This window comes from Serratia montpellierensis (assembly GCF_020858655.1).
In the GTDB taxonomy this organism is placed as follows: Bacteria; Pseudomonadota; Gammaproteobacteria; order Enterobacterales; family Enterobacteriaceae; genus Serratia; species Serratia montpellierensis.
Window position 1 is genome coordinate 230032 of the sequence record NZ_VOSN01000002.1, and the last position, 18085, is coordinate 248116.

Sequence of the window (18085 nt, forward strand, 5' to 3'; positions counted from 1 at the left end):
TTAATCTCCCGTCTATGCATTGTCCGAACCATCATTGCCAGCCACGCCATGACGAAGGAAATCCATCACTAACTGTATCTCATCAAGTGATTGCTTTTTGCCATTTACATCTAGGAATGATGCCTGGATGATGCCTGTTTGATCAACATCGCGTAGCGACGTCATTGGCTTAATCATGGGATCTGTTTGAGCATTGAAGTACGCATCGATATTACCATTCCCCCACATCGGACTACTCCAAGCGTTTACAATGAGATTACGAGTCCTTTGATTAATGCGATCACGATAGTACTCCTCACCTTCAGGTACAAAGGCACCATTCAACCCCACTGCTAACTCTACAAACTTGTTTATTTCATCAATAAATGAATCACCTCGAGAAGTAAACTCTTTTCGTACATTTGGAATAAAACTGTAATCAGGAGTTCTGGCTTTCTCCCCTTCAGGCAGCTGAAGTAATTCACTACTAGGGCGAACACCCAACAAATATGCCTGAAATAGGCTAGGATATACGCGATCGATAGCACGTTCTGCCCAACGATCAATAGCAGCAGGTTGCACCATTCGTTCAAGAAATCGATGAAAAATATCGAATATATGCACGATGTGCCTATCCCTGCGTCGTTGTGGCGTCGGGACAAGGACAATAAAACCTATATGTGTACGCCCAACTCGAGAGGAAGCCTGGATATACTCGGCAATGTCAGAAGGCATTCCGGCAAAGAACATTGAGTTAAACTCATCTACGTCGACACCATGTGAGATAGCTGAAGTCGCGATAACGGAACGTAGCTGTTCTCTTAACGGAGGTAGTGGTTCTCCTGGGGCGACACGCCGTTGTGCAGTATCCACCACGTTTTGAATCTCACCTTGCTCCACCGAGCCGGTAATAAGACGAGTGTCCAGTCCCCCAAGCTCAATACCTTCGTTAATATGTCGTTTGCGCGTCTCCTCAGTTTCTGCTGCCATAATTTGATCACCACCCTTCTTATTAGTGACATAGGTCAGCGCAATGCGGTGCAAGTCGATAAGCGTAGTTAATTCAGAAGCATTAGCCTTGGATAACACCTGCTTATGCAGTTTTTGAAGTGAACCCTTTGATACATGTTCAGCTAACATCTGACGAGCAATTTGGAATTGCAGCTCAGCACCACAGGTAAGGTTGTCAAATAGCCGACTAATAGTTAAATGAAACCCTGATAGCACCGCGACACTAGTTGATGTGTGCGGCTTACCGTTGGTCATAAAAGCCGTATATATACGTGCCTGCCTACTTGCGACCTCAATGTCGGGATGCTTTTTTCGGAGCTCTTCTTCTGCCAATGCAGGTTTTGCATAGAAAGACTCATACAGAGATGGTCCAGGTTCTGGAAACTGCACTGCTGGAATTGAACGTTGATAAAGATGTTCTAGCTGCCTTTCTGGAGAGGATACGGTGGCTGAAGCTGCAATAACCTTGGAACGACGCCGACGCCCCTGGCCGCACACCGCCACAAGTCCCTTAAGGGAGTCACCAAGATACTCAAAAACTGCATCCAAGGTAGATTCAAATAAGCCTGCGAAAGTCCCTAGCGACTCATCAAGCAAGTGAGCTTCATCTTGAATAATCAAGCTTGGAAACGGATCGTGAAAAATGTGCCTACCATTTCTGTAGGCAGGAAATACCCCCTCCATGCCTTTTGCTGCTGGGCCTGCGGCTAAATCATTATTGGTCGGGACATTCAATCGTCCATTATGGGGATTAACCCAAGGAGCGGCCCCAAACATAGCATAGATACGCCGAATAGTTTTTTTTGAATGGCCAATGAGAGCTAATTTATCAACTGTACCTAATAAGACTGATGGTGCTAAATCATAGATATCTTCATCGACGATATAAAATGGCAACGGCTTCCAATCTCCATCATTGAAATCACAACGAATATCAGTACAAACGTGGCCCAAAGTCTGGCAACCATGAGCAACAAACAATCTCAATGCAGTTTCACTACCACAAAATGGGCAGTTTGATAATTTTCGCCATGCACGCATTGCCGCTGAATACTTAGAGTCCTTAGCTCGAAGAAGCTGTTCATTTGCTAAATCAGGAGGAACGGACGACACAATAGGGATACTTTTAACTCCCTTTTCACGATGATGATTTGGAGATCCCCCACTCCCAACCCAAAAACCTATGGCTAATGAATCTCCCCCATATCCATAGCGATTACGAATCCGTTCACCATGTGCAAGTACGCCTGCGCATCTTTGTGCTTGCTGGATCGTCAGTAATCTTAAAGGGTAGCGAATTAAGGCTGTCACACCACGATGTTTACCTCTCAGCCTATCGAGCATGAGATTGAACACTAAAAGTCCAAAGAATGCCTCGGATTTACCACCACCGGTGGCAAAATAGAGCAATGTAACAGCATCATCTCTACGCTCATCATAGAAATGCGAAAACGCAGGGATGCGTGAAGCTAATGCGGGGATATTAGCGATAATAAAAGCCAGTTGGAAAAGACGCCACTCGCCTTGATCGTTACCGAAACGGGAGTTCATAAAGTCAGCCATTGTTTCATTCGTAGCTAGCCACGCTTCATAGACAATAGCTTTAGGATCAGACTGCCAGCCTCGCATTTTCCAAGATGTATGCGATTCCGCCAAACATTTCAAACCTACGGCTATCGCATCCATTTCAAAGGTCCATTTCTGCAAATCTTGCCTGAAACCTTCACCTTCTCGAGCGATTCCTTCTTTATCAGAAGCATCTAATCCTTCAGCAGGATTCACTTGTGATGGAAGACTGTTAATCCATTCACGCATTGCTGGTATTAGAGGTTCTAAACCATTCAATCCCTCAGGCTTTGCGAGTGAACGCACATGACGTAGAACTCCATTTGCACTAGTAGGAACGATGCGCGGCTGTATGTAACGAGGAGTCCAGCTTGTCTCGAATACTTTGAAATCTTCTTCAGACTTCACCTGAACAATACCGCAGTTGTGGCCTATTGCTGGGTGAGTTAGGTACTTGTTATAACGGTAAGATGGATCGATACGCTCAAGCTTGAGGGGATGGTGAAGCGAAGTGGGAACCTTTAATTGAAGGGATACAAGAAAAATAGCTTCGTCCGTCTCATCTTCATACTGACTCGGTATACTACTAGTATTCTCAAGGGCAAGAAAGAAACTACGTTTGGAAGAAGCCAGCCAATCTTCGTTCAACTCAAAGTTCCAACTAAGTTGAATGCTTGGTAAAGCGATATGTAACTTTGAATTGCGAACAATGTTGAGGAAATCATCCCATTTAGTGTATTGGCTCGCGGGAATATTTACCAAATGCCTATATCCCCAATTTTTTCCACCTACATTAGGATCATCACTTTCCGCCCATTCCTGCAGTCTCGCAGATAGAGTTGTATTCATTAATATCGCATGCTCAGCAATATTGCTCTTGAGAGCCTCATAAGACAGAGATGTATCAATCTGTAAAGACGGAAGATTAATATCCAACCTCATCCATTTATGAGGAACACTTAGCGGTTCAAAATGTTCGTCTTTTATTGGTAAATTTTCCCCTACTTTGACAAATATGCCTTCTTTAGCCGCTTCTCCTGGAATATCCTTTTCACTAGATGATTCCACTTCAACTTCTACGAAATCTTGTGAAAAATCAGATGTTAATAAGTGTCTAGGAATACCTCTAGCGGTATAGATTTCTTCCACAATCTGAGAGCGAATAGTACTCCACTCTGGATGTTTCCATTTTGAAGTATAAGCTCCTTTAACCTCTTCCCATGCTTTTTCCAATCGGCGGTTACGCTCTGCCGTAATTTCTTCAACAATAGCTCTGCGCAACATAAACACTGGGCAGCAATTCGGCTTCGTAAGATCTTCTTCTTGGGGTAGAACTCTGACATAGACACACAGATTAGGCTTGACCGTTATAATTGAAGATTCGGAAAGATTGAGCTGCATCTGCAGTCCGTGTGACGAAACCCAGATGGGAGATGTTACCTCATCGTCTCCTAATGGGTTACGCTGTGGTAATAGAAAACCAGAGTTCAAAAGTGTCCTTGGTCGAGCACCATAAAGATACTCTCCTGCCTCTCCCTGCCCGCTGATCTGCGCGTACGTAAGATTTAATAGACTGTCAACAACAGCTTCCTTGAGTGTTGAACTAATTTCGGCAGGGTTAGCACGAAGAGTGGGCTGGCTCATTTTTTAAATTCCTTAAGAGGGTAAACGCGCTCAATAGTGGCTACATTCGCGCGAGCCTGATTAAACAATCTAGCCAAAGTTTGCCGTTTAATATTGGAGTTGCACATGGCTGACTCTGGTTGTAAAAGCATGTATGAATATATATCTGATACATGGCGGCCATCTAGCCTACGAGTGTTGCGGATAGGTACGATAACTCGCTGCCAATGGTAAGCAATTTCCAGCGAGGTAAATCCAAGCACTTGTGCAAACACTTTAAAAACTTCTTCACGCATTGGGGCTTGCGGACGAAGCTGCTCGAAAGGTGTTTCTGACGAATGCTCAAGATTAATCCAATGACGCATAGCCTGTAGACTTGGCAAATAGCTTTTCAATTGCGGAGCAAGCAAAATTATTTCTTCGCGAATGGTACGAATCGTATCAGAATGTTTTACCTGACCGAAGCGCAGTTCAAGACGTTTTTGTATCTGTTCATGATAACTTCTCAATGCTGATTCGAAGGTCTTGTCAGAGCTAATCGAAACCCCTGCATCTGATAAAGCTTTTTCAATCATCTCACGCACTTCGACCGACATGATAAAAATTTTGTTTCCGGCCTCAAGTGAACGAACTTGGCAGGCTCTAAATCCTGCATCTGATGCATACGTTGAAGTCGGCTCATATACATATACTTCAGATGCTTCATAACGATATTGTATCTCTCCATTATCGAACTGGATGGCCCAAGAACCTGAAGTAACTTCTTGGTTGTTAATCTGCACATCTGATGACAATTCAATGCGAAATGTGGGCAACACATAACTACCAGTTGAGAGAACAGAAGCATCTCCAGGTAAGTCATGTAGCTGTCGTAAGATAGACTCCATTCTGGGCTTGTATGATTTGAATTCTGGCATGTGCTCAATGATAGGTTTGAGTGTAGCACGTAGGAACTTGCCAGCTTGCTGAGTTAAGAGGATTACTGAATGATGAGGGATTCGATCATCCGTCAGCACTAAACGTAAGCAACTTTGATTTAATCCTGCAAATATAATTGCAGTCCCTTTTAGGCCATTAAGGTTGTCTTCTAGGTGAATCTCAGATAATAGATTTATCTTTTCGCGGAAGGATTCATAAGTTACTCCTTCTGGATAATCATTATATTCAGAGAGAAAACGCTCAGCCAGTCGTCGATATAATGTATTTGTAAATATTATGGCCACTTTTTTTTTCTTTTGCATTGTCATGGTTGAGATCAGATCAGCCAATTTATGAGCAAAAGGAGTAGCCTCATAGTATTTCCCAAATAGCTGAGAACCTTGCTCCAAGCATTCCTTAAGAAGTGGCCGTTTCTCTCCAACTCCAATATTACGATCAAACTCATTAACAGCCCCTAAGTAATGAGGCCAGTCAAAGACAGTTCGTGTTCTATTAGAAATTTCGGGACTAGATAGATACTCAGACATATGCCGAATACCACAAGGTAATGCGGCTAAGCGAGAAAGAAATGACGATGCCTCAATGAGTGGTTTACCTATCTTTTTTCCACTTGGTAAGGTGCTAGCGATATGTACGAGTTTATCTGCGACTCTCGCAGTATCTGCGTCTACTATATTGACGATAAATTCACGTGGCGCAGGATGCTCGGGTTCATATCTATCATCCATACTCAAACCATCGCCACTTATTGTGCTGGGAATACCTGAAATTCTGAACTCGTGAGGTGTATGCCACTGATTCGCTTTCTCGCGCTTATAATTTAATTCCCAAAGTTTATCTTTTAGTTGGTAGGCAACATGTGGTTCATCCACAATGACTATGACACCTGGCGGCGAACTACGAAAAACATCCTCCAGCATTAAGCAAAAACGAGCAAGTTGGGCCTTCCAATCTGGTGCTTCGAAACGAAGGGATCGAGAAACATGCACCATCACAACTTCCGGAGGGCCACATTTAGCTAAAGCCTCACAAGCTTTACGTAGCTCTATCTTTGTCATGCGTCCATCCAGTGCAAAAAGAGCATCTGGTGCAGTCTTCGGATCACCTATGATAGAACAGTTTGATTGCTTTAAAGCATTAGCGTGGGCCCGCTTTAACAGTTTTTTTCTAATCATTGCAAGTAGTTGCGAATGGCAGGAAGTCCAACTTTTAAAATTAGGCGTTGCCAGAAAAAGTGGCAACAACTCACTAATCGTCGGGTTGAGCGGTTTTTCAGGAATAGGAGGCAGGTTGTGATCATTTAGAGAAAAGAAAAAAGCATCCTTGTCTGGCATAGAGCGTTTGACACGGGGGTTTGTAGTGGCCTCAGCTAACTCTTTGGCTATATTAACAATGCTAGTTCGATCAAAATGAATGTGGTTAAGACAATTGAACACATTGGTTTTTACTGGAAATAGTAATCCGCGGATGCCTTGTTTATCACCATGTTGCCAGCGAACAAGAGAGGCTAGAGCGTGTATAACAGTTAGTGTTTTAAGAGAGGCTGGCCAAACTAATGCAATATGTCGTGAGCGATGTTGTGCTGCATGTAAGTATAGATCAGCCAGCCTCACTAAAGCTCTTGATGGGGTGCTTGGTTGGGGCGAGTCATCTCTGAATAGTGGGAGCAGTGCATCATGAGTTCGAGGAATGACAGGGTCTGGTGGAGATATAGGTTCAGCAGCTGGTAAGGGCTCTGGAAGGGGCTTAATGCAAGGTTTTTTGGGTATATGTGTAATTCCGCGCATATGAGATGAGCGCTTTGCTAATTCTTCGCGCCTGCGTCTTAAAACATCCCATGGATCAGTACGTTGCTTTGCTGAGGCCATCTGCTTAACTATCTCATGATTTCCCTAACATGGTAGGTATATTACATTAAATTCACATTTCTTCCAAAGCTTTACGGGCCGAATCAGCCATATTGTTCCCCTGTGAAAGATAATACTTGAGTTTGGCTGGTTCAGGTAGACGCAATTGGTTCAGCTCGAAAATCGATACATTTGTTGCACCTGAGATACAACGGAAGTATCTGTCTACTATTGGTGTCCTTAACAATTCAGCGAATTGGCTTGGCGCTAACTCTGGCTCGATGACAATCTGTTCAAGAATAACCGTATGATTTTCGCCAACGAAACCACTATAGGTCTCAAAAAGTTCTTTTGGAACAGCGGCTGCAATGAGTCGTCTCGATTGGCTATTGGAAGTTACACGCTGTAATATCACACAAAATTTTTTTATGATTGAGGGATGATCTTTTTTTCCCATGTTAACAAAACAATGTTCGTTGTTTGTCTTTAGAGCTCCAGTAAACAGCAGCCTACCATCCTGCGTAATATCGCTTGACCAAAGTAAAGGGACAATTGCATCGCTATATTCTTTAGAGGCACTTTCAGCAGACGCGTAAGTTGTACGTGTATCTCGGTTCCAAACGAAAGCCCCTACACGAGCAGCATATCCATAATCAGCCAAGGACACCGATGACTTACTAGTATTTTTCAGCAACGTAACGTCGCTTTCAGTTCGAGGAATTGGCCACGCAGCGCCACAAGCAGGTAGTACACACGCACCGACGTCAACGTAATTACCATCACGTGAAACTACAGATACTTTAGTCTCATTAGTTAGGGTACATCCAGAGTCTTCACGGCATGCTAAAGTCAAAGTTGTTTCTTGAGAAACATCAATAAATACACCGAGACGATCATTTACTATACCAATGTAAAGTATCCTAGTTTGACTTAATAAGAATCTACGAAGCTTTGAAAAATATTGTCCTGATAGAAAGCTAGTTGGGGTAATTAATGCGCAAGTACCTTTTTTCTTTAATAAGTTAATACATAGAGCAAAAAAAAGTGAATACAAATTGGGCTGCGCCTCAATGACATCAGAAAATTTTTCGATGTATTTATTGTATTCTATTTTTGACATTTTTCGGAAAGGAGGGTTACAAACTACCACATCAAACCTCTCCATGAAATCCATGCCTTTTAAAAGTGAATCACCATGGTAAATTTGAAAGTTGGGATGAATTTCTGTGGAAACAACCTCTTCATATAATGCCATCAGTAAGAAGTGTCTTGACAATTCGCATAGTGTTATATCTTTATCAAATCCTAATAGTTTATTATTAATGTGATCGATTATTTCATAGGAGTTTGCGCCTTTACGGAAAAGCTCTTCTTTCATACGCATTGCAATTGGTGCTAAAAATGCTCCGCCACCGCAAGCGGGATCACAGAAACTACTATCAGCAAAATCCACACCATTCGCTGATAAATCGTCAAGTAAGCGTCTTGTCAACGCAGGGGGAGTAAAAAACATCGCTAACCGCTTACGGTAATCTTTTTCCAAAAGTTGAGCATAAGCAGAGGAGAACCAGTAAGTAGATTCAAGCAGCTCTTGCTCCTTCACAAAGTTAACAAATGCACACACACTATCCTCATTCTCTAATGTATATACAAAAGGTAAAGAAGACTGGGGGAGTTTAGGAAAGGAATTACTGCACCATTTTTTAAGCGCGCTACCAATAACTGCATCGGCCCCTAGTTGATATTCCAGCATGACAGCACGGAGATCTCGTACCAGACGATGAAATTGCGTCTTATCAGACTGAAACATGGGACAATATCAATCTAAGAGTTGAAGTATTCACTAAATAACCCATATTCCTTCCTGTTTATGGCTACGTTTTACGTAAGTTGTACGCTTTTAAAGCAGTTTTGAAGTAACTAGGTTAACAATTTTTCTTATTTTCATCAAACGATTAGCCATCGAGTTATTTGGACTGACCCTGGACTGACCCCACGACCGTAGACAAATTCTGTCCTCACGACGAGGCCTGTTCAAAGGCCTCCGGACTGACGCCGCCGAGGTGACTGTGGCGCCGGGACCGGTTGTAGAACACTTCAATGTAATCGAAGATATCCGCCCGGGCCAGATCCCGGGTTTTGTATATTCTCTTCCTGATGCGTTCTTTTTTCAGTGAACTGAAGAACGATTCGGCCACCGCATTATCCCAACAGTTGCCACGCCGGCTCATACTGGGTGCCAGGTTATTGGCCCGACAGAACCGTTGCCAGTCGTCGCTGCCGTACTGGCTGCCCTGGTCTGAGTGCACGATGACCTCGCTGTCCGGTTTACGTCGCCAGACCGCCATCATCAGCGCGTCGAGCGCCAGTTCACGTGAGAGGGTGGGCTTCATCGACCAACCGACCACGTTACGAGCGCAGAGATCGATAACCACCGCCAGATACAACCAGCCCTGCCAGGTCCGGATATAAGTGATGTCGGTGACCCAGACCTGATTGGCCCGGACAACGGTAAACTGTCGCTGTACGCGATTAGGGGCAACCACCGAAGGTCGGCCGGCGATACGCCGTGGTGCTTTATAGCCCCGCACGGCTTTAATCCGGTTCAGTTGCATAATACGGCCCACCCGGTTTTTGCCGCAGGTTTCCCCGATTTCGTTCAGATCGCCATGAACCCGCCGGTAACCGTATACGCCTCCGCTCAGTGAATATGAATCACGGATAAGCGTCAGCAGACGCTGGTTATCTTTATCACGCGCCGAAACCGGGTTGTGCAGCCACGCGTAGAACCCGGCCCGGGCGACATGCAGTACCCGACACATCGTCATCACACCCCATACAGTGCGGTGCTCATTGATAAAGCGGTACTTCAGTCGGGCTCCCTTGCAAAGTACCGCGCGGCCTTTTTCAGGATATCCCGTTCTTCTTCGGTACGTTTTAGCTGTGCCCGTAGTTTCAGGATCTCGCTTTTGGCTTCCAGTAAATCCCGGGCATGCTGTTAGCTGTTATCAGGCTTGATAGCCCGTAGCCACTTGTAGAGGCTGTGTGCAGAAACACCCAGACGGTCAGATACTTCGGCAACGGAATAACCGCGTTCCGTTATCTGACGGACGGCTTCTTCCTTAAATTCAGGTGTAAATCGTGGTGTGCCCATACGCTCCTCCTATGCTCAAACTATAGGGCAGGATCGTCTACCGGGGGGGCAGTCCAGAAATCGGCCTCTTTCAACTCCAACGTCACCATCAGCTGCTTATTCACCTCTTTCCCATCCACTCCGCTATGAATCCGCCGGTGGCAAGTAGGGCAGATGGCGCCCACCCACTGCGGGTGATCGGGGCCTTCGTCGGCTAGGCGCTTGGTGTGGTGAGGTTCGAGGTAGGGCTCGCCGTTCCTTTTCTTGAACGGTGCCGGCTGGTCGCAGGCTTCGCAGATGCCATTGGCGCGCTTGAGCACGTATTTTTTTACGTCTTCGCTACGTTTGAACCAGGATTTTTTGCTGTCGCTCTGTTGGCGCTGGCCTGATTGCTTTGAGGATTGCAGTGCCTTCTTGCGCAACTGTTCGAGCGTCTCTGTCTGCGTATCGGCTTCATCAGTTTCTGCATCTTCTTCAACCGCGTGCAGTGATGAGACTTTGAACAGGTTAAAAGTAATGCCTTGCCGCATGTTATTTTCAAAGTCTAAGCACTGAATATGATCCCAAGAATCGCACTCAAACATGCCAAGATAGCGGACGCCTTTTTCTTTCTTGTTGTCTTCGAACAGGAAGATGTCTTTGCCGTCTTTTTTATGGTCGCGGATGGATTTATTACCCCGAATAAATTCCATAGGGCCTTTTTGGCCTTCTCCCGTATAAGAGAAGCTGCCTTCGGCTGTCCATCCATCTTTGTAGCCGTAGGTTTCACCGCTTTCTCCGGTGAAGATAAAGATCACCGGGAATTCCCGTGGGGTCCAGATACCGCCTTGCAGCTGCCCACCGTAGAGCTCGATAAGCGCTTTGCGTGTGTACAGCTTGCCTTCGGTTAAGTAGTCAAAAGGATGCGGTGTTTCGGCGAGCTCAAAACCGAGATCTTTGAGATATTGGATGGCTTTTTCCGTTCCGCTATCGGCGTTGATTCCCTTAAACGGATAACCATGCTGCTCACTGTATGCTTTAGCGGCAATGCCTCGGATGTCGTACTTCTCGCCATTATAAAGAAGGGTGTATTTTTTAAATCGCTTTATTTTATGTTGTTTTAAAAATTCTTCTCGGCCAAGTTTTTTATATTCTTCGATCGCTTTTAAAACGGATTCTTTTGAAGATAACGCCTCTATTGCAGTTGCCAAAACCACATCCTCACATTGCCGAGTTGGCTCTGAGCAATGTGCTTGCTGACGAGAGCAGTATGCATCAATACCCAGCAGTTAACTCATCGATTTACCGAATGCGTTAACTATGCCAGGTAGGGGAGGAAATGCCCACCCTGATGAATGTTTTTGTTGTGATATGTCAGTCAGATCTATTGGAAATCGTGGGTGGGAAGGGCGATGAGCATCGCCCTAATTGCCATTTACATTAGCCGCAGGCCTCCATCTCCCGCAACGCCCGCCCATAAAGGTTACACAACACAGGAACCAGATGCGCCGTGGCGTTAAGGTAGCGATTCAGCTGTTCCCAACCTTCGGGATCCAGCTGTGGGGTCTTTTGCAGTAAATGGCCAAACAGCATCAGGCCATAACACAGCCCTTCCGCCTGTTCGGCAGAGAGGGCGGCCAGGTCTAAGAGCTCTGAGGGATTGAAAGCGCTGAGATCGAGGTGGTTAAACAGTTGGCGATTAAGGGTGAGGGTACTTGTGGTGTTTTCGGTGATGGTGACATTTTCCATGTGTCTTTATCCTTAGTGTGTAGTATGCGTACTTCCACATGAGACGCTAAACCCATGGTGGTAGCCCAAGCGGAGTTAGCGTTACCGGACACGAAGGAAACCGGTGCTTCTTGCGAAGCCCCCACTTGGGCCACCATAATTCTGGATGTTTAAAGCCCCAACATTATATACATAATGCTGCCTTGTGTAAGTGTTCGGAACGCTAACTCCGGCTGCGGATTTTGCCGCAGCGGAAAAACTATAGCGTTATCAGTAAAAGGAACAAATAACCTGTATGGAATTACAGGCTATTTCATCTCTAATATGGAATAAGTATCGCAGTTAATGAGTTGTACAATTTAACTATTGATTCTATGAATGCTCATCTTCTTTATATTCTCTTGTTCTGAATATCTTTATTTGAATTATTATTTCAATGGGGGTGAATCAATAAATTCACAAAGTGAATTTGTCATGAGGTTTTTCATTATTTTATAAATAAGTCAATATAATCTAGACTGGCTGAGAAGTAGTCGCTAAGATTTCGGTTTCAAATGGTCATAGGGAATTTGACTCATGCTTACGAAAGAACAGAAAGGCCAACAAGTGAAAGAGGGAGCATTACGACTTATGACGTTGGGTGAAATAGCCATGGCTCGACGTGTTTTCGGCAAGTCGATCGTCTACAACCGTGTATGGATTCATTGCGATAGTTACTTACCCTTTGGTTTACAAGGTAAGCATGTTGGTATGTCGCCCAACGGCGAGATATATTTCCGAGAGGAGGAATACCTGGCTGATTTCTCTAAGGTCAATAATTACGCAAAACAACATTTCTTTATTCATGAGCTTGCCCATGTTTGGCAGCATCAGCATGGGCAGTGGGTCCGCCTCAGAGGTGTCTTTAGTTGGGCAGCTAATTACACTTATAAACTGGACGCTAATAAGACGCTCACAAAGTACTCTTTGGAACAACAAGCTTGTATCGTTGCCGATTATTGGTTGTTAATACAATATGGCTATGATGCTTGGGCATATGGTATTGGGCGTTTTGTGAATTACACGGGTCCCCAAAACAATAAAATTCGTCTACAGTACGAGCAGGTTTTAGCCGAGTTTTTACGTCAGAGGTAATCATGAAACGGATCTTCCCCCTCGCATTCCCTTTCCTGCTCGCCGGCTGCCCGTCGATAGGCGATCGCATCCCCGTAGACTACCCCGCCACCGCCAACCTGCGTGAGGGAAAAGTATGCATCACCGTTCAGCCGCAGGGGGACGAAAAGCTCGCGGGCATCTCGATCTACCGATTGGATGAGGCGCAGAGCCGCACGTTCAAATTCTTCAAGCCGCTGCGGGATATCGCCCCCAATCAGTGTGTCCCTGATGAGGGCTACGTATTTACTCCGGGGCAGCAATACCATTTCTCCGTGAAGCTGGTCTCCCAGAAGAAAGAACAGGCAGGTGAGTTCCCCTCTGCGCGTGAATTCGTCGCCGAATTTGCTGTGCGGCAGGAAGGCAATCAACTTAGGTTGGAAGTCCTCCGTCCCCCACGCTAATCTCACCACCAGCGCCCAACCCTCCTAGCCCCCGCCCCAACCTACCCCAAATCCCCCCCGTTGCTGGCGATCACTTTCTTATACCACCAGAACGATTTCTTGCGGGTGCGGGCGAGGGTGCCGTTGCCCTGGTCGTCGCGGTCGACGTAGACAAAGCCGTAGCGCTTGCTCATTTCGCCGGTCGAGGCGGCCACCAGGTCGATGCAGCCCCAGGTGGTGTAACCCAGTACCGGCACGCCGTCGGCGATGGCGTCGGCCATGGCGCGGATGTGTTCGCGCAGGTAGCTGATGCGGTAGTCGTCTTCTATCTCGCCTGCTGCATTGAACTCGTCGTGTGCGCCCAGGCCGTTTTCCACCAGGAACAGCGGCTTTTGGTAGCGGTCGTACATCATGTTCATGGTGATGCGCAGCCCCAGCGGATCGATGCCCCAGCCCCAGTCGCTACGCGGCACGTGCGGGTTCGTCAGCGATTTCACCACGTTGGCGGCGCTGCTGTTGTTGTCGTTCATGTCGGCGGAGGCGCAGCGCGAGGCGTAGTAGCTGAAGGAGACGAAGTCGACGGTGTGCTTCAGGATGTCGGCGTCTTCCGGTTCCATGACGATGCTGACGCCTTTCTCGCGGAAGACGCGGGCGGCGTAGGAGGGGTAAGCGCCGCGCGCTTGTACGTCGATGAAGAACAGGTTCTCGCGGTCTTTCTCCAGCGCGGCCCACACGTCTTCCGGCTTGCTGGACCACGGGTAGAAGTTGCCGCCGGCCAGCATGCAGCCCACTTGGTTGGCGGGGTTCACTTCGTGGGCGATGCGCGTCGCCAGCGCGCTGGCCACCAGTTCGTGGTGCGCGGCCTGGTATTTCACCTGTTCGGGGTTTTCGTCCGCTTCAAACACCAGCCCCGCGCCGGAGAATGGGCTGTGCAGCAGGATGTTGATCTCGTTGAAAGTCAGCCAGTATTTCACCAGCCCGTCGAAGGCTTCGAAGCAGGTGCGGGCGTAGTGGGTGAAGAACTCCACCATCTTGCGGCTGCGCCAGGAGCCGTATTCGGTCACCAGGTGCATCGGCACGTCGAAGTGGCACAGGGTCACCAGTGGCTCGATGCCGTATTGGCGGCACTCTTCGAACAGGCTGCGGTAGAAGGCGATGCCCTCGGGGTTGGGCATCAGCTCGTCGCCGTTGGGGTAAATCCGGCTCCAGGCGATGGAGGTGCGGAACACGGTAAAGCCCATCTCCGCCATCAGCGCGATGTCGTCGCGGTAGCGGTGGTAGAAATCGATGGCGTCGTGGCTGGGGTAAAACTCGTCGTCGCGCAGGCTAAAGCGCTTCTCCAGCCCGAGTTTGACCGCCATGCGGTGCGGGCCGTGCGGGAGCATATCGACGGTGGTCAGCCCTTTGCCGCCCTCGCGATAGCCGCCTTCCGCCTGGTTGGCGGCCAAAGCGCCGCCCCATAAAAATCCGTTAGGGAATGTTGAGTCAGACATGCAATCCTCTGGTGTCTCATTGCGTTGCGCTGGCGGCGTTCGCCGCCGGTGCGGTTTGGCCGGGCGCGGCGGCGTTTTCCGGCAGATCCTCGAAACCCAGCATCAGCGTGAGCGCGAACGACAGCACCACCGAGAGCGCCATCACCGCCACCACCCACACGATGCTCATCGGGTTGGCCGGATCGAAGAACTGCACGCTGGTGAACAGCCCGGGCGAGGCCATCGAATGGCTGGCCAACCCGCCGATGCCGGCGACCGCGCCGCAGACGAAGCCGCTGATCAGGCTGGCGACCAGCGGCCGCTTCAGGCGCACCGACACGCCGTACAGCGCCGGTTCGGAAATCCCCGCCACGATGGCGGAGGCGGCGGCGGCCAGCGCGGTCTGGCGCAGCTCGCGGTTCTTGGTTTTCAGCGCCACCGCCAGCGAAGCGCCGCCCAGCGACAGGTTGGCGCCGATCTCCGAAGGCATCACCATGCCCTCTTTGCCGGTCTCGGCGATGGTCTGGATGATGGTTGGGGTAAACACCCGGTGCATGCCGGTGATCACCAGCAGCGGCCAAATCGCCCCCATGATGGCCACGGAAAGCCAGCCCAAATAGCCGTGCACGGTGTAGACCAGCGCAGAGATGCCGCTGCCGATCCAGATGCCGAGCGGGCCGATAAGCAGAATGGCGATCGGCGCGGCGATCAGCACGATCAGCATCGGCTTGAGGAAATTCTTGGTCACCGCCGGGGTGATGCGATCCACCCCGCGTTCGATGTGCGACAGGATCCAGGTCATCACCAGCGCCGGGATCACCGTGTAGGTGTATTTCACCGCCGTCACCGGGATGAAGGCGAATTCCACCGCCTGGCCCTGCGCCGCCTTGGCCATCAGATCGATAAAGTTGGGGTGCACCAGCACCCCGGCGATGGCGATCGCCAATGACATGTTAGTTTTGAACTTCAGCGCCGCCGAGGCGGCGACCATCACCGGCAGGAAGAAGAACGCGCCGTCGCCGATCACGTTGAGGATGACGAGGGTCGAGGAGCCTTTCTCGAATACCCCGGCCATGTCCAGGATCATCGCCAGCAGCTTCACCATCGAGCCGCCGATGATGGCGGGGATCAGGGGCGACATGGTGCCCACCAGCGCGTCGAGAATGCCGGCGCCGATGCCCTTCAGGGTAAGCTTGCGTTTCACCGGGGCGGCGGGGGCCGCCGCGCCCGGCATGCCGAGCGCCAGCACCGCCTGATAGGCCTTGGCCACCTCGTTGCCGATGATCACCTGGCACTGCTCGCCGCTGTGCACCACGCCCAGCACGCCGTCGATGGCCTTCAGCGCCGGCGTGTCGATCCGCGCTTTGTCTTTCACCACGAATCTCAGGCGGGTCATGCAGTGGGTCACTGCCTCGATATTGCCCGCGCCGCCCAGGGCGGCCACGATGGCGTGCGAGATCTCTGCGTAGTTCTTCGGCATGGCGTGTCGTCTCTCAGATAGCAATTCGGATAGCCCAAAGGCGAATATTTACTGCCTGGGCGATCCGTCGTTCCATTCGTATGAAACGCCCATAAGAAACCGGTTTCACAAAATCATGTATTGGTGTTTTGTTGTTGGCAAGAACTATGATTTTTGGCGTTTCGTTTTCGTGATCTGGATCGTCAGAGGTAAGCGCATACCGATGTGCAGGGGCGTGAAAACGTTCCAAACGCCGGGCGTCTTGGGTAGACTGCGCTGAACCCATGGATTTTGGCGGCGCACAGATGGCAACGATACTCGAGGTGGCGAAAAAGGCCGGCGTTTCAAAGGCGACGGTGTCGCGCGTGTTGTCCGGCAGCGGCTATGTCAGCGAGGAGAAACGCGCGTTGGTGGATAAAGCCATCGCGGAAACCGGCTATCGGCCCAACCTGCTGGCGCGCAGCCTGGCGACCAACACCACCCAAACCCTCGGCCTGGTGGTCACCAACACCCTCTACAGCGGCAACTATTTCAGCGAACTGATGGCGCAGTCGGCGCGCATCATGGAGGCGAACGGCCGCCAGCTGATCCTGGCGGACGGCAAGCACACCGCCGAAGAGGAGCGGGCCGCCATTCAGTTTTTGCTGGATCTGCGCTGCGACGGGGTGATCATCTATCCGCGTTTTCTGTCGATCGCGGAAATGGACGAGATCGTCTCCCAACACCGCCAGCCGATTCTGGTGATCAACCGGCGGCTGCGGCTGAACGACAGCTACTGCATCTTCAGCGATCAGCACGCCGCCGGCGCGGCGGCGGTGGCGCACCTGATCGCGCGCGGCCATCGCGACATCGCTTTTATCACCGGCTCGCTCGATTCCCCCACCGGGCTGGAGCGGCTTTCCGGCTACAAGTCCGCGCTGGCGCAGCAGGGCATTGCGGTTAACGAGGCGTTGATCGTCGAAGGAAAATGGCACGCGCAAAGCGGCGTGGCGGCGGTCGATGCGCTGCTGGCCGGCGGGCAGCCGTTCAGCGCCATCGTCGCCGGCAACGACGAAATGGCCATCGGCGCGATGAAGCGGCTGGCGGAGCGCGGCGTGGCGGTGCCGGAGGCGGTATCGGTCATCGGCTTCGACGACATCCCGCTGGCGCCCTATACCGTACCGTCGCTGTCGAGCATGAAGATGCCGGTCACCGAGATGATCCAGGAGACCATCAACCGCCTGCTGTCGATGCTGGACGGCGGCGAGCTGAGCAAGCGCCCCAGTTTCCCGGCCAGCCTGATCGAGCGCGAGTCGGTGGCGGCGGGGCCGTACGAACGGGGTTGAACTCGGCAATACGTCCATGTGGTTTGTGAAGGCGTAGGTTGGCCGTACAAGCCGTTATCACCCGGCGTAGCTCCGTCACCCCATGGCCATGACTTTTCGCGGCGGCGTGTCAGTCGTTCCCCTTACCACCCTGAGTAATAATCTGAAAGAGTGCCCCAAGGCTGCTCTTTCGGGCCGCTATACGTTATGTTATCCCCCGAAAGTTTGGCCGTTCCCACCCGCTTTTAGCGGCTGAAAGCATCGCGCTGTCTTCTGCGTCGGCATGGCTTCCGGCGTTGTGGCGGTGAACAGTTTCAGTGGCAAACCCTATGGCCTTGCGGATGAACGGCCTGAAGCGTGTCGCCGTCCGGCGGCAATACCCGAGCGAGCACCAGAGATTGGCGTCTGTGAGCCAAGGGCGGTAGCGTAGCCGTCCGGCGTTTCCGGCGGCGATACCCGAACACGACGGTTGCGTGCCGACCTAAAACCAACAGAGCTGCGATGCAGCTC

General features: G+C 49.8%; 11 protein-coding genes and 1 pseudogene. 3 read left to right on the plus strand and 9 right to left on the minus strand.

Annotated features, from left to right (window positions below):
• Positions 1 to 12: 12 nt before the first annotated feature.
• The 7 genes and pseudogenes from FUU19_RS02345 to FUU19_RS02375 all read right to left on the minus strand — a co-directional run bounded on the left by FUU19_RS02345 (position 13) and on the right by FUU19_RS02375 (position 11963).
• Positions 13 to 4200, minus strand: coding sequence for a DEAD/DEAH box helicase family protein (locus FUU19_RS02345; RefSeq protein ID WP_230491085.1), 4188 nt, complete (start codon positions 4198 to 4200; stop codon positions 13 to 15).
• A complete protein-coding gene (locus FUU19_RS02350; RefSeq protein WP_230491086.1) occupies positions 4197 to 6986 on the minus strand; it encodes a hypothetical protein in 2790 nt (929 codons plus the stop codon). Before FUU19_RS02350 ends, FUU19_RS02345 begins: the two co-directional genes overlap by 4 nt.
• A 52-nt stretch (positions 6987 to 7038) precedes the next feature.
• Complete coding sequence (locus tag FUU19_RS02355) at positions 7039 to 8775, minus strand: HsdM family class I SAM-dependent methyltransferase (RefSeq protein WP_230491087.1); 1737 nt, start codon at positions 8773 to 8775, stop codon at positions 7039 to 7041.
• Between the two features lie 208 nt (positions 8776 to 8983).
• Positions 8984 to 10119: pseudogene (locus tag FUU19_RS02360) on the minus strand (IS3 family transposase).
• 20 nt (positions 10120 to 10139) lie between these two features.
• Positions 10140 to 11288 carry an HNH endonuclease gene (locus tag FUU19_RS02365; protein WP_087762988.1) on the minus strand — a complete coding sequence of 383 codons (1149 nt, stop codon included), beginning with the start codon at positions 11286 to 11288 and terminating at the stop codon, positions 10140 to 10142.
• Positions 11289 to 11517: 229 nt separating this feature from the next.
• Complete coding sequence (locus FUU19_RS02370) at positions 11518 to 11826, minus strand: hypothetical protein (protein ID WP_230489538.1); 309 nt, start codon at positions 11824 to 11826, stop codon at positions 11518 to 11520.
• Positions 11721 to 11963: an ash family protein gene (locus FUU19_RS02375; RefSeq protein ID WP_230489539.1), complete on the minus strand. Its 243-nt coding sequence runs from the start codon at positions 11961 to 11963 to the stop codon at positions 11721 to 11723. The genes FUU19_RS02370 and FUU19_RS02375 overlap by 106 nt, the downstream gene beginning before the upstream one ends.
• A 418-nt stretch (positions 11964 to 12381) precedes the next feature.
• Between FUU19_RS02375 and FUU19_RS02380 the strand changes: the two genes are divergently transcribed.
• Entirely contained in the window at positions 12382 to 12939 is a 558-nt protein-coding gene (locus tag FUU19_RS02380; protein ID WP_117287175.1) for a type IV secretion protein Rhs, read from the plus strand.
• Between the two features lie 2 nt (positions 12940 to 12941).
• Positions 12942 to 13361, plus strand: coding sequence for a putative T6SS immunity periplasmic lipoprotein (locus tag FUU19_RS02385; RefSeq protein WP_117287174.1), 420 nt, complete (start codon positions 12942 to 12944; stop codon positions 13359 to 13361).
• A 41-nt stretch (positions 13362 to 13402) separates the two neighbouring features.
• Here FUU19_RS02385 and FUU19_RS02390 read toward each other — a convergent pair whose 3' ends face one another.
• Positions 13403 to 14833 (minus strand): 6-phospho-beta-glucosidase, encoded by a 1431-nt coding sequence (locus FUU19_RS02390; RefSeq protein ID WP_230489540.1) that lies wholly within the window; start codon positions 14831 to 14833, stop codon positions 13403 to 13405.
• A 16-nt stretch (positions 14834 to 14849) separates the two neighbouring features.
• Positions 14850 to 16292, minus strand: coding sequence for a PTS cellobiose/arbutin/salicin transporter subunit IIBC (ascF, locus tag FUU19_RS02395; RefSeq protein WP_230489541.1), 1443 nt, complete (start codon positions 16290 to 16292; stop codon positions 14850 to 14852).
• A gap of 284 nt (positions 16293 to 16576) precedes the next feature.
• On the opposite strand from ascF, the gene FUU19_RS02400 reads away from it, so the two are divergent.
• The gene (locus FUU19_RS02400; RefSeq protein ID WP_230489542.1) at positions 16577 to 17596 is read left to right on the plus strand and encodes a LacI family DNA-binding transcriptional regulator; all 1020 of its coding nucleotides are present in this window, start codon (positions 16577 to 16579) and stop codon (positions 17594 to 17596) included.
• The last annotated feature ends 489 nt before the right edge of the window (positions 17597 to 18085 follow it).